Origin of the sequence: Micavibrio aeruginosavorus (assembly GCF_051245535.1) — a bacterium.
Taxonomy (GTDB): Bacteria; Pseudomonadota; Alphaproteobacteria; order Micavibrionales; family Micavibrionaceae; genus Micavibrio; species Micavibrio aeruginosavorus_D.
In genome coordinates this window covers 381,995-407,846 of the sequence record NZ_CP195303.1, presented here as the reverse complement: position 1 = coordinate 407,846, position 25,852 = coordinate 381,995, and the positions used below count along the sequence as shown (strand labels likewise).

General features: G+C 55.1%; 25 protein-coding genes. 13 read left to right on the top strand and 12 right to left on the bottom strand.

The annotated features are described in order from the left end of the window. Window positions 1-74: 74 nt before the first annotated feature. Both ACSC94_RS02050 and ACSC94_RS02045 read right to left on the bottom strand, forming a co-directional pair. Entirely contained in the window at window positions 75-245 is a 171-nt protein-coding gene (locus ACSC94_RS02050) for a DUF1328 domain-containing protein (protein ID WP_014102415.1), read from the bottom strand. Between the two features lie 88 nt (window positions 246-333). Further along, window positions 334-1,506: an acetyl-CoA C-acyltransferase gene (locus ACSC94_RS02045; RefSeq protein WP_435641409.1), complete on the bottom strand. Its 1,173-nt coding sequence runs from the start codon at window positions 1,504-1,506 to the stop codon at window positions 334-336. A 168-nt stretch (window positions 1,507-1,674) separates the two neighbouring features. Here ACSC94_RS02045 and ACSC94_RS02040 point away from each other — a divergent pair, with 168 nt between their 5' ends. The 3 genes from ACSC94_RS02040 (at window position 1,675) to ACSC94_RS02030 (ending at window position 6,505) form a co-directional block, all read left to right on the top strand. After that, window positions 1,675-3,864 (top strand): ATP-binding protein, encoded by a 2,190-nt coding sequence (locus ACSC94_RS02040; protein ID WP_435641408.1) that lies wholly within the window; start codon window positions 1,675-1,677, stop codon window positions 3,862-3,864. Between the two features lie 127 nt (window positions 3,865-3,991). Further along, window positions 3,992-5,776 (top strand): AMP-binding protein, encoded by a 1,785-nt coding sequence (locus ACSC94_RS02035; RefSeq protein WP_435641407.1) that lies wholly within the window; start codon window positions 3,992-3,994, stop codon window positions 5,774-5,776. A 165-nt stretch (window positions 5,777-5,941) separates the two neighbouring features. Beyond that, complete coding sequence (locus ACSC94_RS02030; RefSeq protein WP_435641406.1) at window positions 5,942-6,505, top strand: hypothetical protein; 564 nt, start codon at window positions 5,942-5,944, stop codon at window positions 6,503-6,505. Window positions 6,506-6,549: 44 nt separating this feature from the next. On the opposite strand, the gene ACSC94_RS02025 is transcribed toward ACSC94_RS02030, so the two are convergent. Beyond that, entirely contained in the window at window positions 6,550-7,035 is a 486-nt protein-coding gene (locus tag ACSC94_RS02025) for a DUF533 domain-containing protein (protein ID WP_435641405.1), read from the bottom strand. Then, complete coding sequence (locus ACSC94_RS02020; RefSeq protein WP_435641404.1) at window positions 7,032-7,877, bottom strand: 23S rRNA (adenine(2030)-N(6))-methyltransferase RlmJ; 846 nt, start codon at window positions 7,875-7,877, stop codon at window positions 7,032-7,034. The genes ACSC94_RS02025 and ACSC94_RS02020 overlap by 4 nt, the downstream gene beginning before the upstream one ends. A gap of 112 nt (window positions 7,878-7,989) precedes the next feature. On the opposite strand from ACSC94_RS02020, the gene ACSC94_RS02015 reads away from it, so the two are divergent. From ACSC94_RS02015 to ACSC94_RS01985, 7 genes are all read left to right on the top strand, one after another. Continuing rightward, complete coding sequence (locus ACSC94_RS02015) at window positions 7,990-9,282, top strand: Y-family DNA polymerase (RefSeq protein WP_435641403.1); 1,293 nt, start codon at window positions 7,990-7,992, stop codon at window positions 9,280-9,282. A gap of 156 nt (window positions 9,283-9,438) precedes the next feature. Further along, window positions 9,439-10,257, top strand: a complete 819-nt coding sequence (locus ACSC94_RS02010; RefSeq protein WP_435641402.1) for a BPL-N domain-containing protein — start codon at window positions 9,439-9,441, stop codon at window positions 10,255-10,257. A gap of 108 nt (window positions 10,258-10,365) precedes the next feature. Next, a complete protein-coding gene (locus ACSC94_RS02005; RefSeq protein ID WP_435641401.1) occupies window positions 10,366-11,019 on the top strand; it encodes a GNAT family N-acetyltransferase in 654 nt (217 codons plus the stop codon). An 8-nt stretch (window positions 11,020-11,027) separates the two neighbouring features. Then, the gene (trmFO, locus tag ACSC94_RS02000) at window positions 11,028-12,398 is read left to right on the top strand and encodes a methylenetetrahydrofolate--tRNA-(uracil(54)-C(5))-methyltransferase (FADH(2)-oxidizing) TrmFO (protein ID WP_435641400.1); all 1,371 of its coding nucleotides are present in this window, start codon (window positions 11,028-11,030) and stop codon (window positions 12,396-12,398) included. A 122-nt stretch (window positions 12,399-12,520) separates the two neighbouring features. Beyond that, a complete protein-coding gene (locus ACSC94_RS01995) occupies window positions 12,521-14,008 on the top strand; it encodes a thioredoxin-like domain-containing protein (protein WP_435641399.1) in 1,488 nt (495 codons plus the stop codon). Next, entirely contained in the window at window positions 14,005-14,667 is a 663-nt protein-coding gene (locus ACSC94_RS01990; RefSeq protein ID WP_435641398.1) for an esterase/lipase family protein, read from the top strand. Before ACSC94_RS01995 ends, ACSC94_RS01990 begins: the two co-directional genes overlap by 4 nt. A gap of 140 nt (window positions 14,668-14,807) precedes the next feature. Continuing rightward, entirely contained in the window at window positions 14,808-16,391 is a 1,584-nt protein-coding gene (locus tag ACSC94_RS01985) for a hypothetical protein (RefSeq protein WP_435641397.1), read from the top strand. Between the two features lie 10 nt (window positions 16,392-16,401). Here ACSC94_RS01985 and ACSC94_RS01980 read toward each other — a convergent pair whose 3' ends face one another. After that, entirely contained in the window at window positions 16,402-16,686 is a 285-nt protein-coding gene (locus ACSC94_RS01980; protein ID WP_435641396.1) for a hypothetical protein, read from the bottom strand. A 57-nt stretch (window positions 16,687-16,743) separates the two neighbouring features. After that, window positions 16,744-17,562, bottom strand: a complete 819-nt coding sequence (locus ACSC94_RS01975; protein ID WP_435641395.1) for a phytoene/squalene synthase family protein — start codon at window positions 17,560-17,562, stop codon at window positions 16,744-16,746. 87 nt (window positions 17,563-17,649) lie between these two features. On the opposite strand from ACSC94_RS01975, the gene ACSC94_RS01970 reads away from it, so the two are divergent. Both ACSC94_RS01970 and ACSC94_RS01965 read left to right on the top strand, forming a co-directional pair. Next, window positions 17,650-18,276 carry a superoxide dismutase gene (locus ACSC94_RS01970; RefSeq protein ID WP_435641394.1) on the top strand — a complete coding sequence of 209 codons (627 nt, stop codon included), beginning with the start codon at window positions 17,650-17,652 and terminating at the stop codon, window positions 18,274-18,276. A 74-nt stretch (window positions 18,277-18,350) separates the two neighbouring features. Beyond that, on the top strand, window positions 18,351-19,232 hold the full coding sequence (locus tag ACSC94_RS01965; protein ID WP_435641393.1) for a metallophosphoesterase family protein: 882 nt from the start codon (window positions 18,351-18,353) through the stop codon (window positions 19,230-19,232). A 67-nt stretch (window positions 19,233-19,299) separates the two neighbouring features. Here ACSC94_RS01965 and ACSC94_RS01960 read toward each other — a convergent pair whose 3' ends face one another. The 6 genes from ACSC94_RS01960 to ACSC94_RS01935 all read right to left on the bottom strand — a co-directional run bounded on the left by ACSC94_RS01960 (window position 19,300) and on the right by ACSC94_RS01935 (window position 25,018). Further along, window positions 19,300-20,079: a TerC family protein gene (locus ACSC94_RS01960; protein ID WP_435641392.1), complete on the bottom strand. Its 780-nt coding sequence runs from the start codon at window positions 20,077-20,079 to the stop codon at window positions 19,300-19,302. 26 nt (window positions 20,080-20,105) lie between these two features. Beyond that, on the bottom strand, window positions 20,106-20,474 hold the full coding sequence (locus ACSC94_RS01955) for an Mth938-like domain-containing protein (protein ID WP_435641391.1): 369 nt from the start codon (window positions 20,472-20,474) through the stop codon (window positions 20,106-20,108). A gap of 6 nt (window positions 20,475-20,480) precedes the next feature. Continuing rightward, window positions 20,481-21,437, bottom strand: a complete 957-nt coding sequence (gene secF, locus ACSC94_RS01950) for a protein translocase subunit SecF (RefSeq protein ID WP_435641390.1) — start codon at window positions 21,435-21,437, stop codon at window positions 20,481-20,483. Between the two features lie 25 nt (window positions 21,438-21,462). After that, complete coding sequence (gene secD / locus ACSC94_RS01945) at window positions 21,463-23,037, bottom strand: protein translocase subunit SecD (protein ID WP_435641389.1); 1,575 nt, start codon at window positions 23,035-23,037, stop codon at window positions 21,463-21,465. Between the two features lie 28 nt (window positions 23,038-23,065). Further along, entirely contained in the window at window positions 23,066-23,419 is a 354-nt protein-coding gene (gene yajC, locus ACSC94_RS01940) for a preprotein translocase subunit YajC (protein WP_435641388.1), read from the bottom strand. Window positions 23,420-23,563: 144 nt separating this feature from the next. Further along, window positions 23,564-25,018, bottom strand: a complete 1,455-nt coding sequence (locus ACSC94_RS01935; protein ID WP_435641387.1) for a hypothetical protein — start codon at window positions 25,016-25,018, stop codon at window positions 23,564-23,566. A 181-nt stretch (window positions 25,019-25,199) separates the two neighbouring features. Between ACSC94_RS01935 and ACSC94_RS01930 the strand changes: the two genes are divergently transcribed. Further along, window positions 25,200-25,847 carry a hypothetical protein gene (locus ACSC94_RS01930; protein ID WP_435641386.1) on the top strand — a complete coding sequence of 216 codons (648 nt, stop codon included), beginning with the start codon at window positions 25,200-25,202 and terminating at the stop codon, window positions 25,845-25,847. The last annotated feature ends 5 nt before the right edge of the window (window positions 25,848-25,852 follow it).

The window sequence follows — 25,852 nt, the reverse complement described above, 5'->3', positions numbered from 1 at the left end:
CAATCGTACAGGCTGTCAGCCCGGTACGAAAGCGTCATCCCATGCTGTCGTGCAAAAAATTGTGGTTATCCACCTCAGGCATGTGGACGACGAATAAAGCCGAACACAGCCGAAGCAATAAACAGCACGACAAAGAGGAGAAACAGGATTTTTGCAAACCCCACCGACACGGTCGCAACACCACTAAACCCAAAAAAGCCCGCGATCAGCGCCAGAATGAGAAAAAGGACAGCATATTGAAGCATGGAGATCCTCCTTCGCTTGTTTTCAGCGTCCATACTAAAGATAAGGCGAATGCTCCGCCAAAACACCCTTAGATTTCTCTCTTGTCGTTCAACGCTCTACGGCGACAGCCACGGCTTCACCGCCACCGATGCACAAGGTCGCCATACCGCGTTTCAGGTCGTATTTTTCCAGCGCCGCGATCAACGTGACCAGCACGCGCGCACCGGATGCACCAATCGGGTGGCCAAGGGCACACGCCCCGCCATGGACATTGACCTTGTCATGCTGCAGATCCAGATCCTTCATCGCGGCCATGGTCACAACGGCGAAGGCTTCATTGATTTCGAACAGATCGACATCCTTCATCGCCCATCCGGTTTTGTCGGACAGTTTTTTCAACGCCCCCACTGGCGCCGTGGTGAACCATGACGGTTCATGGGCGAAGGTCGAATGCCCCGTGATGGTGGCCAGAATTTTATGACCGCCTTTCTCCGCTGCGCTTCGGCGCATCAACACAAGCGCCGCCGCACCATCGGAAATAGAGCTGGCATTCGCCGCCGTTACGGTGCCATCCGGTTTGAACGCAGGTTTCAGCCCCGGAATTTTATCCGGGCGGGCTTTGCCCGGCTGTTCGTCGATGGAGATAATTTTTTCTTCTTTGCCAGCCTTGACCGTTACGGGAACAATCTCCGCCACGAAATCGGCTTTCTGCGCACGGGCCAGTGATTCAATGGCGAAGGCATCCTGTGCTTCGCGTGTGAATTTATATTCACCGGCACACAGCTCCGCGAATACACCCATCAACTTACCGCGGTCATACGCATCTTCCAGACCGTCCAAAAACATATGGTCTATCACCTGACCATGCCCCATGCGATACCCACCGCGTGCCTTTGGCAACAGGTATGGCGCATTGGTCATGCTTTCCATACCACCCGCAATCATCACATCATTGGCTCCGGCGGTGATCAAATCATGCGCCAGCATGACGGCCTTCAACCCCGATCCACACATTTTATTGATGGTGGTACAGCCCACAGAATTGGGAATGCCGGCACCGATCGATGCCTGCCGCGCCGGGGCCTGCCCCTGTCCGGCGGACAGGACATTGCCCATGATAACCTCATCCACACCCGCCACGCCGGATCGTTGCAATGCCGCACGAATGGCGGCCGCGCCCAATTCCGGGGCGGTCAGATTGGCAAAATCACCCTGAAACCCACCCATCGGGGTGCGGGCCATGCCAACGATAACAATCGGGTCATGTGTGTGAGAGGACATAATATAACTCCCTGTTTTTATAGACTTTAGATTCTTTAGTGCCAGAAAGCACGCCTGTCCAGCCATTGGAAAAAAGCCGGGAAAATGGAAAATAAAGACTCGCCCCGCCCCCAAAGGGGGGTAATATGCCCTGATTTTCAGCCCAAGACATAAATCAAGCGTATTCAGATGCACCATAAAACCATTCTTTTCCCAACGGACAGCGTGACCTCGCTCCAAACGATTGCTGAGCATTTCCTGATTACGGTCGGGATTTTTGCTTTGTTTGGCTTGGCCGAGGATTGGTCACGTTCACAGAACACAGCACGCCGCAAAATTATTGTGGGCATCGTTTTTGGGTGTTTGGCATCATTGATGATTGCCATGGCGGTTCGTTATTCAAGTGAAGTGGTTCTGGATGCGCGCAACGCCATTCTGGCTATATGCGCCTTTTTTGTTGGCCCTATTCCAGCGGCAATTGCCGCACTGATCACCTCGGCCACCCGCGCCTATTTCGGCGGGCTGGGCGTTCCGACGGCCATTATGGGGATGTGGATTTCCGTTGGGTGCGGGCTGGCCTATCGCGCGTGGCTGGATCAAAATAATCAGCGCATCGGTGTTTTGAACATTCTATTTTTCTCTATATTATCGCCGGTTATCACGCTGTCTGTCTTTTTCCTGATGCCCTTTTCGGCCACGGAAATCATCGGCTCTGGTGTCATTCAGGCCCTGTATATGACCACGGCGTTCTGGACCTTCGTCTTTGGCCTGATCATGTTGCAGGATCTGCGTCGCCATGAACTGGTGGACGATCTGGCCGCCAGCGAAAAGCGCGCGGAAGAAGCGACCAAAGCCAAATCCCTGTTTCTGGCGAAGATGAGCCACGAAATCCGCACCCCGATCAACGGCGTGTTTGGGTTCAGCGAGCTATTACGCAAAACCAAGCTGGACGACACTCAGGATTACTACCTGAAACAAATTCATTCCGCCGTGTCCTCCATGATCCTTCTGGTTGATGACATCCTCGATTTTTCAAAGATCGAGGCTGGGAAAATGAAGATTGTTAAACACACATTCAATATCCGCAGCCTGATGGAAAGTTGCATCGATCTGGTCCAGCCGGATGCAGACCGCAAAAATTTGGAACTGCAAATGGTCATTGGACCGAACGTTCCGGAATATATCATCAACGATGAATTGCGTTTGCGTCAGGTCGTTATGAACCTTTTGTCCAACGCCTTGAAATTCACGCAATCTGGCTCCGTCCGTTTGGCTTTGCATTCCAGCCCGATCAACGAGCAAAACGAAATGCTGACCATTTCGGTGACAGACACCGGGATTGGCATTGCCGAAGATAAATTAAAAATTATTTTCGAAGCCTTCGAACAAGCCGACACATCCATCACGCGCAATTTCGGCGGGACCGGTCTGGGGTTGAGTATCGCACTCAACCTGATGACCCAGATGGATGGGAAAATCGCAGTGAGCAGCGAAGATGGCAGGGGCACGACATTTACAGTCACGCTGCCTACACTGGTCGCCGATGGCATTATCCCGGCCAGCAACGACCACGAAATGGATTCCTTACTCGCCCAGAACGTTGAAAAAGCCCATATCCTTATCGCTGAGGATATTCCGATGAATCAGGCTCTGGTGTCCGCCCAGCTCCGGAAAGGCGGATACAGCTTTGATATCGTCGATAATGGATATGCCGCCGTTGAGGCCGTGAAGTCCAAACAATACGATATGATCCTGATGGACATTCAAATGCCGGGCATGAGCGGTATTGAAGCAACCACCGTCATTCGCGAAGATTTGGGAATTTCTGCCCTTGACCTGCCCATCGTTGCTTTAACCGCACACGCTTTGCCCGACGAAATAAAGGCCTGCCTTGAGGCCGGAATGGATGAATGTCTGGTCAAGCCCGTTGATGCCCTGAAACTTTACAACACGATTGATTCTGTATTGGGGCTGGGGGTGAACGATCCGTTTGTTACCCCTTCCGTTATCGCCAACGATCTGGTTCCCATCCCCCTGCTCAACGCGGATCAGGTTGAACAATTTTCAAGCTATATCGGCGAAGACCAACTTTTAAAACTGTTCCACGATTTCATCATGGATGCCGAACGTATTTTAACAACGCTGGAGGAGTACGGGTCCATTCCGCGCGGTGACCTGCATTCCATGACTGGCGTGGCGGGGAATTTTGGATTAAGCCGTCTGGCCCAATATTGCCGCCAGCTCTTGGACGAACAATCCGATCCGGACCGCGGCATTCAGCCCCCCATCGACGTTATCCACAGGCTGCTGACTCTGTTCAATGAAAGCATTTCCGCCTTCCAGGCCTATATGACGCGCCCGCATGCCGCAGGTTACTAGGGCGGAACCGCCCGTCGCGCTGTGCACCTGCAACATCGCACACGGGTTTACAGCATAAAATCAGACTGTTATGCAGATTCCACACCGCCTGGCCTTAAAAGAGCGGATTGAACATACAGGGATCGTTATGACAGAGAAGAATTCTCGCACCAAGCGGAGCCTTGCTCCGCCATCTGAACATTATGCGCCGGGCGTCGAATGGGACATGGCCATTCCCCGCATCACACTGGTGGACGCGCTGGACCGGGCCCTGCACCGCTATCCGGACCGCCCCTTTATCAATTTTATGGGCAAGCATATCACCTATCGTGAGTTCGGCCAGATGGTTGACCGCACGGCAGCGGGATTGCAGCGCCAAGGCGTCAGCAAATGCACCCGTGTCGGATTGTATATGCCGAACACACCTTTTTACCCGGTGATGATGTTTGCGGCGCTGAAACTGGGCGCCACGATCGTGAATTTCAGCCCGCTTTACACCGCCGATGAATTGCGCAAACAAATCGCGGACAGTTGCACCGAGGTTATGGTGGCGCTGGATTTAAAACAATATGGCGATGCAAAGAACAGCGCGCCGGATTTGATCAAAGACGGATCATTGAAAAAGCTGATCGTCTGCCCCATGGCGGATATGCTGCCGACATTTAAATCCATCTTGTTCCGCCTGTTTAAACGCAAAGACGTCTTTCACCCCGACCGCAGCAGCACAGACACACGCACATTCAGCGATTTGGGGTTATACGGCGTCAAACCGTTCCCGGTGAACATTCATCCAAACGATATCGCCTTGCTGCAATATACGGGCGGGACCACCGGCACGCCCAAAGGTGCGATGCTCTCTCACTTCAATATTGCCGCCAACGTGAAACAGATCGAAGAAATGTTTGGCGCGCGCCCGGACCGGGCCCATGACCCGGCCCTGATCCAAATGGGTCGCGAAAAGTTCTTGGTCAGCATTCCGTTCTTCCATATCTTTGGGCTGACTGTTGGCTTGATCAATGCCATGGCAACGGGGTCGGAAATTATCATCCTGCCCAACCCGCGTGACATGACCGCCACGTTGGAGGCCATTCACAAACACCGCCCCACCGTGTTCCCCGCCGTGCCCCGTATGTTACAGGGCATCGTCGCGCACAAGGATCTGGCGCACTACAATCTCAAAAGCATCCGGGCCGTTATTTCCGGCGGGGCCGCCCTGCCACCCGATGTGAAGGCCGCTTTTGAAAAGGCCACTGGCTGCGGCGTGTATCAGGGATATGGGTTGTCGGAAACCAGCCCCGTGGCCACCAGCCATCCGCCCTGTGGCGAAGATCAACCGGCCAGCGTCGGCCAAGCGATGCCACGCACGGAAATCAAAATCGTTGATCCAGAAAACCCGGATGTATCATTGCCCACCGGAGCCACGGGGGAGATTTGCATTCGCGGCCCGCAGGTTATGCATGGCTATTGGAACAAACCGGACGAAACACGCAAGACGATGACGCGGGATGGGTTCTTCCGCACCGGTGATATCGGCCATATCGATGATCATGGTTATATGTTTATCACCGACCGCCTGAAACGCATGCTGGCCATCAACGGGTTCAAGGTTTATCCGAACATGGTGGAACAGGCGATGTACACCCATCCATCCGTTGCGGAATGTGTTGTGATCGGCGTGAACAAGGGCACGGTGAAAGAATCCGTCAAAGCTTTTGTCCGTTACAAGGACGACGCCACCGACACCCCCACCGCCGAACAATGGCGCACCTTCCTGGCCGACAAATTGCACGCCTTGGAAATTCCGCGGCATTTCGAAACCCGCACCGAAGAATTGCCCAAAACCGTCGTTGGCAAGCCGGATTGGAAAAAGCTGGAGGATGAAGAGGCGAAAAAGACAGCCACGCAGCCCCCATCCCCGCCAAGCCCGGCCTAACTCCCCATTTTGTCCACACCCCAATCATGGAATTTGGGGCCGAATCCTTGCCAAACCGGGCGTAGCCTTAGACAATTGCGCATCAAACCCCGCTCGTCCCCGGTGATCAGATTCGGGGCAGCGGGGATACTGCGTCCCGCCGCTCTTTTCGCAAGGTCTCTTCATTTGCGCGCATTCATTCCCATTATCGTTACGGCGTTGGCCCTGTCTCTGGCGGGATGTTCGTCATCACCCGAGATGGCCGCCCTCCCGGATGGGCCGCTGACGCCGATGCCAGATTTTTCGGCCCCCAAAGACCCCAGTGACAAAGCGTTGGAACAATCCATCGCCAGCATGATCAAATCCGGCCGCGGCCCGGCTTTCAGCCAATATGATTTCCTGCGCGTCGATCTGGACCATGATGGCCGCCGTGATGCGCTGGTGATGATGAAGGGCCCGCACAATTATTGGTGCAGCATTTCCGGATGCAGCATGATCGTGATGAAGGCCGACAATGAATCCTTCACGCCGGTCAGCAATATCATGCCCATTCGCGGCCCCGTTCTGGTCGCGGAAACACAGAATAATGGCTGGCGCGATATTGTGATTGAGGTGCGCGGACAATCATGGGAACCGGCACGACAAGTGGCGTTGAAATTTGATGGGTCCGCCTATCCCGGCAACCCGCTGAACGAACCACCGGCCACCATTGCCTATACACGGCATGACGGCGTGCGGGCGTTCCCCTGATAATGTCACCCCCGCCTTGTGCGGGGATGACACCCACATAGGTGTCATTTCTTCCTGAACCGACGATAGAACGCGCCGAGCAATCCGCCCTGCGCTCCCTCTTCCACGGATGTGTGGTCGAACAGGATGTTCATTTTATCTTCTTCATCCAGTTCAAACGCCATATCACCCGTGAAGGAATCCATGTTCGTCATTTTGACGTGGGCCTTGTTCAGTTCCAGCAGGATTTTTTGTTCCTGCGCGCCGAAATCACCATCGGTCCAGACCAGCATACGCGCGAAATAGAAAAACTGGCTGCGGTCATCGGGGTCGGTAATTCTTGCAAACATATCCGGAATGGATTGCGGCGCGGAAATATCGCGTTCCAACTGCGCGCGCTGCATGGCGGAGAGCGGTTCTTCCGTCAAAATTTTATACATGAATGCGCGTTCTTCGTTCGTCACGACGGAATCGGCGTGGGCCATGGCGAAAATGGCGCGCCACATGTGGAACAGGCTGTCCGACATTTCCTGCTGCGTTTGGTCCGTCATGATGATTCCCCCGTCAGATGTTTGATGGTGAACGATCCCGCGCCCTTGGTCAGGGTGGAAACCAGCCACGGCAAGATTGTATTCAATTCCGATTCCAACGTCCATGGCGCATTCATCAGAACCAGCCCACTGCCGTTCAGGCGGGTGGCGTCGCTGGCCGGGCGGGTCATGAAATCCACGGCCATAATCTTGGGAATGCCCGTATCGGCCAGGTCATTGTGCCACCGCGCAATCACGCGCGGGTCCTTAATCGGGTACCAGAATGCATACACCCCGGTGGCCCAGCGTTTATGGGCATCGATCAGAGCCTTGGTCATACGGGAAAATTCATCGGTGACTTCAAACGGCGGATCGACCAGAACCATGCCGCGGCGTTCCGGCGGCGGCAACATGGCCTTCATCACCTGATACGCGTCCATATGCTCCACCCGCACCCGGTCGTCACGCCCCATATGATGTTCCAACGTCACGACATCATCGGGATGCAGTTCGTTGACCACCATGCGGTCTTGGTCGCGGATCAGGCTGTGCGTAATCGCGGGCGACCCCGGATAGGTCCGCCATTCATCCCCCCGGTTAAACCCGCGCACCAGATCGACATAGGCGCGCACCGCATCCGGTGCGGTATCGGCATGCGCCATGACACGCACAATGCCGTCATCGGCCTCGGCCGTGCGGCGGGCCTGATCGGCGTCCAGATCGTAAATGCCAATTCCCGCATGGGTATCCAGAACGAAAAACGCTTTGTCTTTTTGTTTCAGATAATCCAGCACGCGCATCAGCACGATGTGCTTGATGACGTCTGCGAAGTTTCCGGCGTGGTAGATATGACGGTAATTCATGATTCTTTGTTTAGCATATTCAGCATTTTACAGCGGGGAATATTTGTTCTTGAATTGTTCTTATTTACCCCTATAATGCAGGCATATAATCCTAAAGCATGCGTGTACCATCATGAACTTCACCCCGCCCGAACAATCCGGTTTGCAATGGCTGTTCCTCGATCTGAACAGTTACTTTGCCAGCGTCGAGCAAGAGCTGAACCCCGCCCTGCGCGGACGGCCCGTGGCCGTGGTGCCGATGATGACCGATCACACCTGTGCCATCGCCGCCTCGTACGAGGCGAAACTGTACGGCGTCAAAACCGGGACCATTATTCGTGACGCCAAACGCCTGTGCCCCAAATTGGTCTGCGTTCCCGCGCGGCATGATCAATATGTGATTTACCACAACAAAATTCTGGACGAAGTTATTCGCCATACGCCGATCAATAAAATCTGGTCGATTGATGAATTGTCCAGCCGCCTGCCCCCGAACAAGCGCAATGTGGAATCCGTCACCGCACTGGCACAACGGATAAAAACTGGATTGCGCGACAATGTCGGCACACAGATCAAATGTTCCGTTGGCGTGGCCCCGAACAGTTTTCTGGCCAAGGTTGCCACCGACATGAAAAAACCGGACGGCCTTGTCATTCTGGAACCCGAAACGATGGCGGAAAACCTGTTTGCGCTGAAACTGACCGATCTGCCCGGTATTAATGTGGCCATGAATGAACGGTTGAAAAAGGCCGGTGTTACAAGTGTTGAAAGCCTGTGGAACACCTCGCCGAAACACGCCCGCCGCATCTGGGGCAGCGTTGCGGGTGAACGGTTCTGGTATAATTTGCGCGGTTACGATGTGCCCGATACGGAAACGGATCGATCCGTCTTTGGCCACAGCCGTATTCTGGACCCCGCCCTGCGCCGCCCCGATGCCGCGCGCGAAGTGGCCCGCCGATTGCTGATCAAAGCCGCCACCCGGTTGCGGCGAGAGGGATTTTTCGCCGCGCGATTAAATTTTTCCACCCGTATCATTGATCCCGCCACGCGCATGGAAACACGCTGGGCCGCCGAGGCGCGATTGCCGCCAGCGCAGGATAATTTTTCCTTCCTGCGCGCGTTTGATGATATGTGGGACGCGATGATGGATGAAACGAAGGCGACACAGATGCGTAAGGTTTCGGTGTCCCTTTATAAACTGTGCCGTGACGGGGAAATCACCGACGATCTTTTTGATTCCGCATCCGCGACTGTACGCAAACAAACGGCAAAGGATGACGCCTTGTCCACCGTGATGGACAAGATCAACACGAAATACGGCGCGGAATCGCTGCGGCTGGGTGTGTCCCCAAAAACGCAGGCCGGATTTGTCGGCACAAAAATCGCCTTCTCTCGTGTGCCGGATCTGGCGGAATTCAGCGAATAAGGGCAAGGAATCGTGCCTTTTCATTTGCCCACACACGATAAATCCTGCAAAAATCCCCATATTCTAAAACATAATTCGTCATCCCGGCGCAGGCCGGGATCTTCCAGCCATAAGGAACGAAGACCCCGGCTTGCGCCGGGGTGACGGAAAATAAAGATGATCGAAAGACAAACCATGACCACAACACCCCGTATTCTGGTGTACGAAGATTACGTTCACAACAATGCGCAATTGCACCGCGCCTTGCGTGACGCCTATGGCCCGTTCGCGGTAACAACGTGCGATGCCGGGGATTTGCAGACGGGCATTTTGAACAAGTCCGTCAATCTGTTCATCATGCCGGGCGGGGCCGACCTTTATAATTGTGAAAAGCTGAACGGCGCGGGCAATAAAATCTTGCGCCATTATGTGGAGGAAGGCGGAGCCTATCTCGGCCTGTGCGCTGGTGCGTATTACGCCAGCCGCGACATCAAATGGGCCGAAGGAATCGAAGGCCACGCCATCATGGGCCCACGCGAACTCAATTTCTTCCTCGGCACTGCCGTCGGCCCGGTGATGGATTTTATCGAAGACCGCGACATCACCAAATCATGGAACCATGCCGCACAAATTGAATGGCTGGACGATATGGGGAATATGCCCGCGACCGTGCATTACAATGGCGGCCCGGTTTTCGTCGGGGCCGAGGATGCACCGGGCACAAAAATTCTGGCGCGCTACACTTCCCTGCCCGGAAGCCCCGCCGCGATTATTGAATGCAGCGTGGGCAAAGGACATGCGATTTTATGCAGTCCGCATCTGGAGCATGGGGCCACGACACTCAGCCGCGCCTTGTACAACCACGCCAACCCGTCCTTTAACCGCCGGTGGAAAATTATCGACACGCTGATCAAGGGCGAATTGTCGCGCAAAATGGTGTGGGATAGCATGATGAAGCGGGCGTTAACCCCGCAGAAAACCAGCATTGCCGCGTGAAGGCTTGAAACTATGTTATTATGACAATATTGCCGCAATAGCACTGTTGTGCTAAAGTTGCGGCCATCATTCACATCACTGATGAAGCCAGAAAAGAAACGGTGTCTCATGTCGAAAACTCCGACAAAACGCAAAGCCGCTCCCGCTAAAAAAACCGCAGCCCCAAAGGCCGCCGCCAAGAAAGCCGCGCCGAAAAAGGCAAAGACGTCAACGCTGACCCGCAAGGGCAAACAGCCTTTGGCCCCTGCGAAAAAAACGACATCCGCCCAACGCAACGCGGCGGCGAAGGCCGCGAAGAAAAAAGCCACCGGCAAAAACCCGCGCATGGTTGTGCGCGAAGCCCGTTCGGATGCCGATTACCACCGCGCCTATCCGATTATTCATCAACTGTTCCCGCATCTGGACATGCAAACCTATGCCCGCCGCGTGTTCGTGGCCCGTGCGACCGGATACCGGATGTTCGTGGCGCAGATTGGCGGCGAAGTTGTTGGCGTGATCGGCATTATGCCGAACCACAATATCCATGACGGCTTTGTCACCTATATCGAACACGTCGTGGTCGAGGAAAGCCACCGCGGTCAGGGTTACGGCGCGCAACTGATCAAATTCGCCGAAAGCCGCGCGATGGAAGAAGGTTGCAAATTGCTGGAACTGGACACCGATATCGGCGCCGAAGATGCCGAACGCCTGTACCAGCGCAACGGTTTCTACCGTTCGGGCAGCTACTATTCCAAAAACATCGACCTGTACAAAGATTCGTAATCAAACCAATGACCGTAAAACCCATTCATGTTATTGGCGGCGGTCTGGCCGGAAGCGAAGCCACATGGCAAATCGCGCAGGCTGGCGTGCCCGTTATTCTCCACGAAATGCGCCCGGTGCGTCCCACCGATGCACACAAGACCGAAGGGCTGGCGGAGCTTGTCTGCTCCAATTCCTTCCGGTCGGATGATGCGGAACAAAACGCCGTCGGCTTGCTGCATGCGGAAATGCGCAAATGCAATTCACTGATCATGCAAATGGGCGACAAACACGCCGTGCCTGCGGGCGGTGCGCTGGCCGTTGACCGCGATGCGTTTTCGGATTCCGTGACCAAGGCCCTGCACGACCATCCGCTGGTCACGATTGAACGTGGCGAAGTGGCCGGCCTGCCCCCGGAAGAATGGGACAGCGTTATTATTGCCACCGGGCCCCTGACATCCCCGGCGCTGGCCGATGCGATTAAAAAGCTGGGCGGTGAAAACGAATTGGCGTTCTTCGACGCCATTGCACCGATCGTCTATAAAGACAGCATCAACATGGATGCCGCGTGGTTCCAGTCCCGCTATGATAAAGAAGGCCCGGCGGGTACGGGAAAAGACTATATCAACTGCGCCATGAACAAGGATCAGTATTACGCTTTCATTGACGCGTTGCTGGAATCCGAAAAAACCGAATTCAAGGAATGGGAAGCCAACACGCCGTATTTCGAAGGGTGCATGCCCATCGAAGTGATGGCATCGCGCGGCCCGGAAACATTGCGTTTCGGCCCGATGAAACCCGTCGGCCTGACCAGCCCGCACACCAGCGAACGTCCCTACGCCGTTGTTCAGTTGCGGCAGGATAACGCGCTCGGCACGCTGTACAATATGGTCGGGTTCCAGACCAAAATGAAATACGCCGAACAAACGCGCGTGTTGAAAATGATCCCGGGGCTGGAAGATGCCGTGTTTGCCCGCCTTGGCGGCTTACACCGGAACACATTCATCAATTCCCCCAAATTGCTGGACGGCCAATTGCGCATGAAGGCCATGCCGCGTTTACGCTTCGCCGGGCAGATTACGGGATGCGAAGGATACGTTGAAAGCGCATCGGTCGGCATTATGGCCGGGCGGTTTGCCGCCGCCGAACGGCTGGGCCAATCTCTGATCGCTCCGCCACAAACAACGGCCATGGGCGCAATCCTCAGCCACATCACCGGCGGCGCGAATGCCGAAACATTTCAGCCGATGAACGTGAATTTCGGCCTGTTCCCCCCGGCGGATGAAACCGATGGCCGTGGCCGTCCGGTCCGTGGCGGGGATAAAAAACGGGCCCTGACATCCCGTGCGTTGCGCGATCTGGATCAATGGCTGGTCCAGCAACAGCGTCAGGCTGCGTAACTGCGTAAACATCCCGTCACCCCGGCGAAGGCCGGGGTCCATGCCAGCCATCCCGTGGATACCGGCCTGCGCCGGTATGACGAATAAGGTTTTATTTTTTTAATGATACAACGGAGCGAATAATGCGCACGATCCTGTTTGCCTTGTTTTTGTCGATCCTCTTTATCCTGCCCGCTCAGGCACAGGATACCGCCTATGATCGCCTGCTGCCCGGTGGTGCGGGTGGTTGGTTGAACATTACACGCCCCATCACGATGCAGGATTTACAGGGCCGCGCCATCCTCCTCGATTTCTGGACCTATGGCTGCATCAACTGCATACAAATTGTTCCCGATCTGGATTTTCTGGAACGCAAACACGGTGAAAAGCTTCTGGTCATCGGTGTGCATTCGGCAAAGTTCGAAGGCGAAAAAGGCAATGAACGCATTCTGGCCGCCGCGCAACGCTTTGGCTTAAACCACCCGGTCATCAATGATTCCGATTACGCCATCTGGAAAAGCTTTGGCGTCCGCGCCTGGCCGACGCAAGTTCTGATTGGCCCGGATGGGCGCGAAGTGGCGCGCTGGTCCGGCGAAGGCCATCGCGCCGCTATTGATGCCGCGGTGTCCACGGCGACGGCCAATATCACGCCGCCCTTCACCGACATATCCACGCTGGTTCCGGCGCGTGTCAAAACATCCACACTGTCTTTCCCCGCACGGATTGAAGAGGCAGGCGATATGATTTTCGTGGCCGATTCCGGTCATAACCGCATTCTGGTTCTGGACCGCACGGGGGCCGTTAAAATGACCATCGGGTCGGGTGAATCCGGACACCGTGACGGGTCATTCGTCATGGCGAAATTCAATCACCCGCGCGGCATGACTCTGATCGGGCGCAATTTGTATATCGCGGATACCGATAACCACATGCTGCGCGTTGCAAATCTGGATAGCGGCGCCGTTCTAACACTGGCCGGAAACGGGAAGCGCACATTTGCACCGCCCTTTAAAGCCAAAAAGGCGATGACCACAGAATTGGCCTCCCCATGGGATGTCGAAGCGTTGCCCGATGGGTCGGTTGCCATGGCCATGGCGGGCGTGCATCAGCTTTGGCGTTATGACCCCGCCGCCCACACGATTCAAGTGATGGTCGGCAGCGGTGCCGAAGCGGTGGATGATGGCCCCGCCCTGAATGCCACATTGGCCCAACCCAGCGGTTTGAAAAATACGGGTACCGCGCTGTACTTCGTCGATGCCGAAAGTTCCGCCCTGCGCCGCGTGGAAAACAACCTTGTTCAAACATTGGTCGGTACGGGGTTGTTTGATTTTGGCTTGGTCGATGGGCTGTATCCGGATGCCCGCCTGCAACATGCACAGGGTTTGACGGTGCTGAACAACCAGATCGTTCTGGCCGACACCTATAACAACGCCCTGCGCACCTATGACCTGCAAGGGGGCCAGCTTGCTACCGTGGATTTGAAAGGCATCACCCTGAACGAACCGGGTGATGTGGCCGCAATTGACGGGAAATTGTGGATTGCCGATACGAACAACCATCGCATTGTTGTATTTGACCCCGCAACGGGCGACCATCGCGTTTTGGACATAACCGAACCGCAGAAAAAATGATCGCCCATACTGAAAAACAACTCGTCGTCCTGATGCACGGCATCGCCCAACCCCGGATCATCATGTCCGGATTGGCCGAGTTTATTGAAGAAGCGGGATACCCGGTCCTGAACCTGTCTTATCCGTCCACCGACAAAACGATTGATCGGCTGACGGCGGAGATTCATAAAAAACTGGTCCACCACGATGCGTTCAATGCGTTTGATAAAATTCATTTTGTCACGCATTCCATGGGTGGGTTGGTGGCGCGTGCCTATATCGAACGGCACCGCCCGCCCAATCTGGGCCGCGTTGTGATGATGGGCCCACCGAACAAAGGCAGCGAAGTCGCCGATCTGTTGAAAGACATCTGGTTCTATAAATCGTTCTTCGGCCCCGCCGGACAGGAATTGACAACGGACTCCCGCGCGCCTTATGGCGATCACCCGGTTGATTTTGAATTGGGCATCATCGCGGGGACCAGCGCCGTGATGTCGATGTTCGGCCCGGCCTCCGTCGGTCCCAATGACGGGCTGGTCACGGTGGAAAGCACCAAGATGCCCGGCATGGCCGATCACATGACCGTGCCCGCCGCCCACGCCTTTATCATGAACAATCCGGCGGCCCGCCGGGGCATCCTGTCCTTCCTGCAGGACGGTCATTTCCCCAAATTACACTGATAAACCCGCCAATACTGCGGAAAACCTTGTAAAAACGGCCCGTTTCCATTGAGATCGGGCCGTAAATCCGCCAAAATCCAAACCGATACTACGCCAGACCCGGAAACAGGGCGCTTTACGCCCAGACAAAGAGTTTTGAAATGACCCACTATCGTCACATTTTGTTGAGCAGCGTTGTTACCTCGGCCATGGCCTTGACGGTTCTCGCCCTGCCCGCCATGGCACAAGATGGACCATCATCCGCCCCCGCCTCTGCGGCGAGCGAGGAAAGTGCGCACACCCTGCCCTCTATCGGCACGGTTGTTGCGATTGACGGGTCCGCGATGATCATGCGCGGCGGTGCCAATGCAAAGGCGGAACAATTGACCGTCGGCGCGCCCATTTCCATTCACGATGTGATTGCAACCGGCAAAGACAGCCGCGCCATGATCGCCTTCATCGATGGCAGCCGCACCGCCATCGGTGCCGAAGCGGAAATGAGCATTGATAATTTCAATTTCAACGATCTGGATTCCAAACAAAGCTTCGCACGGTTCCGCTTCCCCATTGGCCCGTTCCATTTCCAGCCGGGACAAGTGGCCGATGCCGAACGCCCGGATGTCACATTGGTGACCGGGTACGGCAAAGTTAGCGTCCGTGGCACCGATGTCTGGGCCGGCATGGTTGATGATTTGTACGGCATTTACGTGCCCAAGGGCGAATTGACGATTGAAACCCATCGCGGCCGCATCATCCTGCGCGAAGGCGAAGGCACATTCATCCGCAACGCCAACTCCATCCCCGAACGTGGCCGCCCGTGGACAACGGAAGCCCTGACCATGGCGCAAACACGCACGCGGATGAACGGCAATGCCGAGGATCTGGTCGCCGCATGGCGCCCGCGCATTGAAACGCAACGCGCCGATTATCGCGATTTCTTCATCGCCAATCCGGGCATTTTTGTTGAGCTGGAACAAACCGGCCCGTATGGCAAACGCAACGCCATGAAACGCATTCAAGCCGAACACCGCAACCAGATGGTGGACCAGCACGCGATTCAACAAGAACGCAAAGACGCCGCCGTTTCACGCAAAACCGCAGCCGGAGCCCCGGCCGCAGAATTGAGCGTTGGCGCAATTGCGCAAACACCTACAGCGCCCGCACAGGACGCTGTGCCCGTAGAATCCTCTGCGGCCCCATCCGCGGCAGCTCCCGCCGAGGTCAGTGCGGAAGACGCCCTGAATGCGCCCGCAACGAACGTGGCGGCCCCCACAGAGGACGCAGTAGAAGAAAAAGCGGAAACCATCGCCGACCCGACATTGGGTCAGGCGGAAGAGCCCGTTAAAGAACAAACGGAACAGGCCACCGACGCAACGCCTGCACCGACATCAACTGAAACGCCGGCCCAAAATGCAACGGCAGCTCCGGCACCAACCGCCGCACCGACGGAAGGCCCCGCCCCCGTTGCGGATGCGCCCGTCGTGCCGGAACCCGTGCGCCCGGCCGACCCGCACAACCCACCGCCGATCGTGTTGAAACCGGATGCGGATGCGATGGAAAAAATCGAAGATAACGCAAAGAGCGCGATACCATCGGCCCCGATGCCAACCCCCGCACCGATGCCCGCGCCCATGCCCACAATGTCGGATACACTGCCAAGCGATCCGGCATTGCGTCAGGAAGCCATCGAACAGATGCACATTCTGGGCCCGACCGCGCCGAGCACCACGAACAATCCGTTATAAGATTTAAGATTTAAGCGCTCAGACGCTCTTCATCCAGACCGAGGGCCACGTCCTCGTTCTCGGCCAGATCGTCGCGCACATTTTCAGCCGTGTCACGCGCCTGCGCTTCGTTGCGGATTTTATCTTGCGACTGATTGAGCTTGTCCAGCGCGGCATCCGACACTTCGACCACATCACGCGGCAATGGAGCGCCGCCCGTCTTTGTGGTTTGGGATTGTTGCTGTGGTTGCGCTGGCCCTTCCGCGCGGAAGAACTTGAAGATCGGCAAGTTGGAAATAATCGGCGGTAACGCCATAAGAAACCCCTTTTCTCTACCCGTCTTTATTATACGGGTTGGGGTCTTTCCAAACGGTTACTTTCGGGCCGTGCGCCACAGCAAAAGCGGGAAAAAAGGACCGCGATGGGCCAATTTTTCCCTGAAAACATTATCCTGCGCCTTGGCCACACGGGCCAGATCGGACAATGCCATGGCATGATACAGGCGCACCAGACGGCTACGGCCTGACAGATTTTGGATCATGCTTTGGGCCTGATCCCGCACGGTGGCAATAACGCCGGACAGTTTGTCCAGATCGCGCCCGGCATACAACGCGTCGGTCGACAGCCCCGCCCGGTTCAGCAAATCCCCCGGCACAAAACACCGCGATTGCCCCGCATGAAATGGCACGGCACGGATCAAACCGGACAACGCCCAGCCAATCGCCACAGGCGCAACATCGGGCGCATCAACATCATCACCCGTAATTTGCAACGCCAGACGCATCAACGGTGTTTGTGTGAAATCGGCGTAATTGATCAAGCCGGGTAAATTACCGGGCAGAACATCTTCCAAATCAAATTCACGGGCATAGATGACCGCATCAAACCATTCGCGGTTCAACCCACGACGCTTGATCAAATCGGCCAGTGGTTCTGTAATCGGGTGATGCGGCACGGCCCCGCCGTCATAGATCGCCGCAATCGCATCACGCCACCATTGCAGACGGATCAGACCGATATGCGTGTCGGTAACCACTTCGCGCGTTTTGGCGATTTCATGGTGAAAGGCATACAGCGTCCACAAATCGGCGCGGACATCCCCGTCAAAAAACAGGGTTATCATAAAGCGGTCCGGGTCCTGATCCCGCACCAGATCGCCTGCATACCCTAATGAATCTTTACTTGTTTTCACTGTTGTCAAAACCCGTCAGCGATGTATCTTGGTCAGCGGTCTAATACCGCAAGAGATTATAACCATAATTGCGATCAGGAGAATAGCATGGCTCTCATCCTTCCCGAACTTCCCTATGCGTATGATTCACTCCAACCCTTTATGTCGAGTGAAACGCTGGAGTTCCACCACGATAAACACCACAAAGCCTATGTGGACAAGGGCAATGAGCTGCTGGCCGGATCCGGTCTAGAAAATCTGTCGCTGGAAGAAGCGATGGTCGCCGCGTTCAAAGACAAATCCAAAGCCGGGTTGTTCAACCAACTGGGCCAGCATTACAACCACATCCATTTCTGGAACTGGATGAAAAAGAACGGTGGCGGAAAATCCATCCCCGGGAAACTGGATGCACAAATCACATCCGATCTGGGTGGTTTTGACACATTCCGTGGCAACTTCATTCAGGCGGGCATGACGCAATTCGGGTCCGGCTGGTGCTGGCTGGCCGTTGACAATGCGACGGGCAAACTGGAAATCACCAAAACCGCCAACGGTGAAAACCCGCTGGTCTTTGGCAAGACGCCGATTTTGGGTTGCGATGTGTGGGAACATTCCTATTACATCGACTATCGCAACGCCCGCCAGAAATATCTGGAAGCGTTTGTCGACAGCCTGATCAACTGGGACTATGTCGGCCAGTTGTTTGAAAAAGGCCCGCTGAAAATCGCCGCATAATTCGCAGCGCACAAAAGGATTTAAGGGGCCGTTTGCCAATGCGAACGGCCCTTTTTCCATGACAATTCAACGGGATGGCCCGCTTCCGATTTTTGTGGGAGGCCTCCCGGCGAATCTGCTATAACCCCTTCATGGCGTTACGTTTTGCAGTCGTGACCGATATTCATTACGGCTTTGACATTAATAATAAGAAAGGCTCCAGAGCCCCGAAGCTCATGGACCGGTTTGTCAAAGTCGCGAACGGGAACGGGGTCGATTTTTCTGTTGATATGGGGGACCGGGTCATTCTCAAGACCCCGGCAGATGATGCTCGCTACCTGACTCAACTGACCCAGCATTTCAACCAACGCGCGGGCACGCATTATTCCATTAACGGCAACCACGATTTGAAAAACCTGTCGCGCGCGGATAACGCCGCCATTCTGGGCTATTCCCCGGAATCGCAACTGGCTGATGTGGGCGATTATAATTTGATTTTGTGGAGCCCGAATGTGAACGGGCGCGATGGCGACGGGTATTTATCCGCCTGGGCCAGCCATGTTGACTGGTTCCGTGATGCCCTCGCCCGCGCGACCAAACCCTGCATCGTCTTTTCCCACGTCCCGCTGGATAACTCTGCCGCGGATGATGAGTATATTGCAAATAACCTAACCAACTACTTCCCCGCATTTTATCGCGAGGGCAAAGATATTCGTAAATTGATGGAAGACAGTGGCAAGGTCATCCTTTGCATGGCCGGGCACCGCCACCGCAACCAGCACCACGAAATCAACGGTATCCATTATATTACCCAGCAATCGCTGGTGCAGCGCCATCCGATTCTGGGCCGCGCGATCGGGGCGTTTTCGCTGGTCACCGTTGACGATACATCCATCCGCATCACCGGATATGGCATCCGCCAGCCCAGCTTCCTGTTGTCACGGGCGACCAATACAAACACCCCGCCCGGGCCATAAGGTCAGAGAACGAACAATAAAAAATGCCCGGCATAACCGGGCATTTTTCTTTTCATGATCCTGCGCCTTAGTGTGCAGCTTCCGCATTCTTGCGCGCCCGGCGTTTGGCCGACAGCAGGTTGAGCGTTTCAACACCCAACGAGAACGCGATGGCGAAGTACAGATACCCCTTCGGAATATGCAGGTGCAGACCATCGGCAATCAGCACAACACCCACCAGCAGAATGAAGCTGAGGGCCAGCATTTTGATCGTCGGGTGATCATGCACGAATTTGCTGACCGGCTCGGCGGCGAACAGCATAACAGCAATCGCGAACACAACGGCGGCAATCATCACTGGCAAATGTTCGGCCATACCAACGGCGGTAATAACAGAGTCCAGCGAGAAGACCAGATCGAGAATAGCAATCTGAACAATAACCCAGCCAAATACGGCGGATTTCTTGCCGCTTGTGCCTTCATCATGGCCTTCCATGGAATGGTGAATTTCGCCCGTGCCTTTCCACAGCAGGAACAAACCACCACCCAGCATGATCAGATCGCGCCACGACACCGTATGATCGCCCACGCTGAACACCGGAGTCGTCAACGTCGCAATCCACGCCACCATGGACAACAGAACAATACGCATGAGCAAGGCCAGCCCCAGCCCGATCTTTCGGGCCAAGGGTTGCTGATGTTTTGGCAATTTATCGGTGATAATCGACAGGAAGATAATATTGTCGATGCCCAGAACAACTTCCAGCAACGCCAGCGTTGCAAAGCTCAGCCACACGGCCGGACTCATCAACATGTCAACAATGGTCATGTCGGTTGCCAAGCTTGCCATCATAGTCGGATCAGCCATTTTTTATCCCTCAAATTGGCTAGGAGTTAAACCGGCAAAAGGGCAGCAGCCACGCGCCGCCCCTCCGCCATCAGAACATTATATGTGCGGCATGCCGCACCCGTATCCATAAAATCAATCGCCAGACCACGGTCTTTTAACGCGCGGCGCAATTCAAACGGCGGGTTTGCGACCGTCGCGCCCAGCCCCAGCAGCACGACATCCAAATCCCCCGCCCGGGCCAGAAGGGGCGCGAAATCATCCACGCCCATCTCTGCCGTTACGGTCCAGTTCACCGTCTGGTCTGGAAATACGATCACCGCGCCGTCATGCGCCATGCCCGATATGCGGAATGTTCCATCCGCATAGGCTTGGATAATCTGGGCCCCAGAGGGAACGAGCGGTGTGACATCCATGATGGATTATGCGGCCACTTCTTCGCTGTTGCCGTTGCCCGCATCATTCGGATTCGGGCGCAGTTTCAGATAGAACAAAGATTGCGCCGACACGAAGTAGGACGAGTGCGTACCAATCAAAATCCCGAAGAACAAGGCGGACGTAAAGCTGCGGATCACTTCGCCACCAAACAACCACAACGCCGAAATCGCCAGAATGGTCGAACCGGAGGTCATCACCGTCCGCGGCAATGTGGAGTTAATGGAGTAGTTGATAATGTCCGGCATCGGCATCTTTTTGAATTTCCGCATCGTTTCGCGGATACGGTCAAAAATGATCACGGTTTCGTTAATCGAATACCCCGCCACCAGCAGAATGGCCGCCAACGTCGACAGGTCAAAATGCATCTGCGTCAGCGAGAACAACCCCAGAATACCCATGACGTCGTGGATCAAGGCCAGCAAAGAGCCAACCCCGTATTGCCATTCAAACCGGACCCAGATGTAGCCCATGATGCCCAGAATGGCGACGATCATGGCGATCAAACCATCCCGTTTCAGTTCTTTACCAACCTGCGGCCCCACAAATTCGGTGCGGCGGAAATCAACCTGCCCTTCGCCAAATTCGGCGTTCAGCGTGTCCTGCACCTTTTGAATGGCGCCTTGTTGTTCTGCCGAACCACCTTCTTGTTGTGGCAGGCGGATCATCAGGGATTTGGCATCACCAAATTCCTGAATGGAAATATCACCCAAGCCCAGAGCGTTCAGATCTTCACGCATCGCGGCCAGGTCCGGGTCCGTCTGGACCTGAATTTCAAGGACCGTACCGCCGGTAAAATCGATACCGAAATTCAGCCCCTTGGTCGCCAGACACAGGATCGATCCGCCGATGATGATCAAACTCATCATAAAGGCGTAGAAACGGTGACCGAAGAAATCGATCTTCAGGTTGTCGGGAACCAGCTGGATCAGCTTGATAATCATAATGTCCTGCCCTCTCCGGCCTATCTTAAACCGGGATGGATTTGGGTTTAACGCGGTGCAACCACGTCACAATCATCGCCCGCGTCAACGCCAGCGAACAGAAATACGACGTGATAATGCCGATGGTCATGGTCACAGCAAAGCCCTTGATCGGCCCGGTGCCAAAGGAGAACAGAACCAAAGCCGCAATCAACGATGTCAGGTTGGAGTCGGTAATCGTCGTCAAGGCGCGGCGATAGGCCGTATCCAGCGCGGAGTTAATGCTGCGCCCGGATCGCAATTCTTCCTTCATCCGTTCGAACACCAGCACGTTGGCATCCACCGCCAGACCGATGGTCAGGACGATACCGGCAATACCGGGCAACGTCAGCGTCGCCTGCAACACCGACATGATCGCCATGATCATGACCATGTTCAGCAGCAAAGCCACCGACGCAAACACGCCAAACAACCCATACACGGTCATGGACAGAATAATTACGAACAGCAACGCCATCAGGCACGCCGTTTTACCGGCCTCAACCGAATCCGCGCCCAAAGACGGTCCAACGGTGCGCTCTTCCATCACGCTCAGCGGCGCGGGCAAGGCACCGGCACGGAGCAGCAAGGCCAGATCGTTCGTTTCTTCTACGGTAAAGCTGCCCGAAATCTGGGCCGCACCACCGCAAATCGGTTCACGAATGGACGGGGCGGAAATAACCACGTCATCCAGAACGATGGCGAAAGGCTGGCCAATATTTTCCTGTTTGCTGGTCACGTCGCAGAAACGGCGCGCGCCAACGGAGTTGAGGTTAAAGCTGACCGCCGGGCCTTGTTGCTGGAACGACGGCTGTGCGTTGGTCAGCATATCGCCCGTCAAGATCGGCTGACGGAAAATCGTGATATCAACGCCCGGCATGTCGGCGGACGGCAGAGTGCGTGTTCCGCCCCCTTCGGCCAACGATGTCCCGGACGAACCCGTATCCACCATGTGGAAGGACAGCTTGGCGGTTTTACCCAAAATTTCTTTAATCCGTTGCGGGTCATCCACACCCGGCAATTGCAGGACGATACGGTCATCGCCCTGACGCGCGATCACCGGTTCGCGGGTCCCGGATTCATCCACCCGGCGGCGTACGATTTCGATAGATTGGCCCAGCGTTGCATCGGCGATTTTTTTCATCGCGTCTTCGCTCAACGTCCCCTCAACCGTCTTGCCATCTTCACTGACCAGAACGGTCAGGTCGGAATCCAGTTTGCGCATAATGGACTTCACTTTGTCCACATCGGCATCGGCGCGCAGGGAAACCCGCACACCGTTTGGAACCGGCGCAATCCGGGTATAGCCAATTTTCTGTTCCCGCAATTCCGGGCGCAGGGATTGGGCCAGCGTATCGGCCCGTTGTGTCAGAACATCGCCCAACTCAACTTTGAGCAGAAGGTGCGACCCGCCTTGCAGATCAAGCCCCAGATTGACCGCCTTGTGCGGAACGAAGCCCGGCATCGTCTGGGCCATCTTTTCGCGCGTGGCCTGATCCAGTAGGTTCGGCGCGCTGTAGATCAGCGACAGAACACAGACCAGAACGATCAGAACCTTTTTCCAGGTCTCAATATAAATCATGGGGTCGCCCTTCTTTGGACCTTAGATATTACTTCTTAACGGTATCGTTGGCCGCTTTCGGGTCGATACGGGTTTGAATGGTGGAGCGCAGAGCCGTCACCTTCAAACCATTGCCCAGATCGACAACCACTTCACCATTCGTGGTGTCGATGGAATCAACCGCACCAATCAAGCCACCAGCGGTCAGAACCTTGTCGCCCTTTTTCAGCGCGTCCAGCATGTCGCGGTGTTCTTTAAAACGGCGCTGTTGCGGACGGATCAGCAACAGATAGAACATGACAACCATCAACAAGATCATCAGCAGGTTGGATGTCAGCATCCCGCCCGTGGAACCGGTTGCGGCGGCGGCATCAGCCGATGCGTGTGCGATAGAGATAAACATGGCGCAAAAACCCTCGTATTTTTCGTAACAAAGATGTGTGGAATCGTCCCCGGACTATAGCCACAAGCCCGCCAAACGCAAGCGATTGGCGGGCTTGTTCATAATTTTCCTGTGAAATAAGGCCGTTAAGCCAGATTTCGGGCCTTATTTCGGCTGATCACCGGCCGGTTTTGCGGCGCGTGCAGCACGGGGTTTCTTGGTGCCAGTACCCGTGGTCGCAACTGGCTCAATAACTTGGGCCTCTTCTGCAACGTGCGGCGTATTGTCGTTTCCGGCGCTGCCTTCGAATTGCAGGGACAATTTGTCGCTGACCGAAGGCCCTTGCAGCAATTGAGCGCGTTTTTCGGCATTGGCCTGGAAGGTCGTTGCCAATTTCTGCGTTGCCTGTTCCAGACGCTGTTGTGCGGCGATCTGGTTCCGGCTGTTGTCCGTCAGTGCTTTCATGTCCGTGGACAGACGCAATGCCAGACGTTCCGTCGATGCCGCAATCTGGGCCATGTGGAATGTGCCCTGCTCCATGCTCTTCTGGTGCATGATGCGGGATGTTTCGTGCAGTTTTTCGCTCTTGTCTGCCAGATCGGCGCTCTTCTTATCCGCTGCGGTAATGACAGCCTGAAGCTCGATACGATCAACCATCAGGTTCCCGTGGGCAATTTGACCTTCCCACTCACCAACAGATGATGTCAGGTGTTCTTCAATCTTCACGTACATTTGCGTGTACATTTTCAAAGATTCCGACAGCGTTACGATGTTTTGCAAGCTGTTTGCACGGGATCCCAGCAAACCTTCAACGGTACGGGCCATAACATCGCCCGCCATCTGTAGCTGTTGCAATTCCTCCATGCTAATCGCGCCGCCTTCTTGCTGTTCCGGCAGAATTTCTTCGTAGAAGCGGCGTTGAAGTTCTTGGCCCGCACCAATGGCCAGTGTCAGCGCACCATAAGCCTTGGTCCGCGCACCACCCATGGCGTTCACTTCGTTAATATAACTCGGAATTTTGTCCTTCGCTGTTTCCAGCTTGTCCACCAGCGCACGCGTGGTCAGGATCGCCTTGCGCAGATCATCACGGGCGGCTTCGGCTTCTTTGGAATGATCCATTTCGCCGCGCACTTTGCCTTTCACTTGATCATATTTTTCTTTGCCAACGCGCGCACCTTTCATGCCCAACCCGGCCAGCAGACCAACAATCGGATTCACGAACATGGCAAGCGCCAAACCGGTACCAACTTCGGCTTTGTTATTTTTTACGATATCAAAACCGCCCTTGGCCAGATCGTCCAGACGTTGGGTCAGCGAACCCATATCCAATCCGGAAACAGCATCGGCGCATTCGCGCATTTCGGCGATAAAGCTGTTATCGGCCATTACGCGTTCGTTGATCGATCGGGAAACCTGCAACACGCCTTCTTTGGCTTCTTTGCCGAAACCAATGATGGTATTCAAATCGCGCCAATCCACACCGTCAATCATGGCATCCATAAGGGCACGCGTGTCTTCATCGGCTGTCCGGTAATCGGGAATGTCTTTATAGAAGCGCGTCCCGTCTTCACCTTGCAGAACTTCAACTTGAATACCCGTCGTTGTTTTATTCGGTGCCATCTTTTTGGTCCCTCTTATGGTTTTTGGCTTATGCCATATAAATGTTACGGAAACTTATAGCCTCACAGCAAAGATAGGCGCAAGCTTTTTTATGAAAAATTACTTTCTTTTTTCCAGCCTTTTGGCTACACTCAGGCTACAAAATAACAACACATTGAATTTAAACGAAATTTTGGAGAATATGATGACCACAAAACCAACCCATGTTCTGGCTGTCGGCGGTAGCGAAGGGGGGCAGGATTACCATGTTGCGGGATCTCTGACTGACCTGCGCAAGGTCTATAGCGCCCTGCTCACCTCCACCAATCTGGACCAAACCAAAATTCGTAAACTGGATCAGTCTTTGTGCCTGTATCGCATGCTGAACCAACCGGAATGGACCCCGGCCAAGGAGTCCGTCTCCCTTGTTGAAATGCTCACCGCCCTGAAACGGGATGGCATCAACGGCCTCACCATTAATAAGAGTGCCGCCGTTGAAAGCCTGAAAACCGTGGGCAAGACCCTGAAGGACGAAGCCCCGGCCCTGGCGATCAGCTTCCTGGGCGCCGTTAAAGGCGGCCTGCTTGGCAAGGCTCAAATGGCCGCCACCTTGGCCAACACATTCGCCAAAGTCCAACCGCAATTGGGTGAATTGAAAGCCACCGGCGAAGCCGCCGTAAAATCCCTGCGCGATCGCATCAGCGGCAACAATGCCGAAGGCGTCGTCATTCAGGATGGCACCCACATGGTTCACGCCACATGGCTGGCCAACCCGGACAACGCCAAACCGCTGACCAATCTGGCCTCGCTGAAAAAAGGCCCGGGCGCACCGACGGCGCAACCGGCTTAATTCAA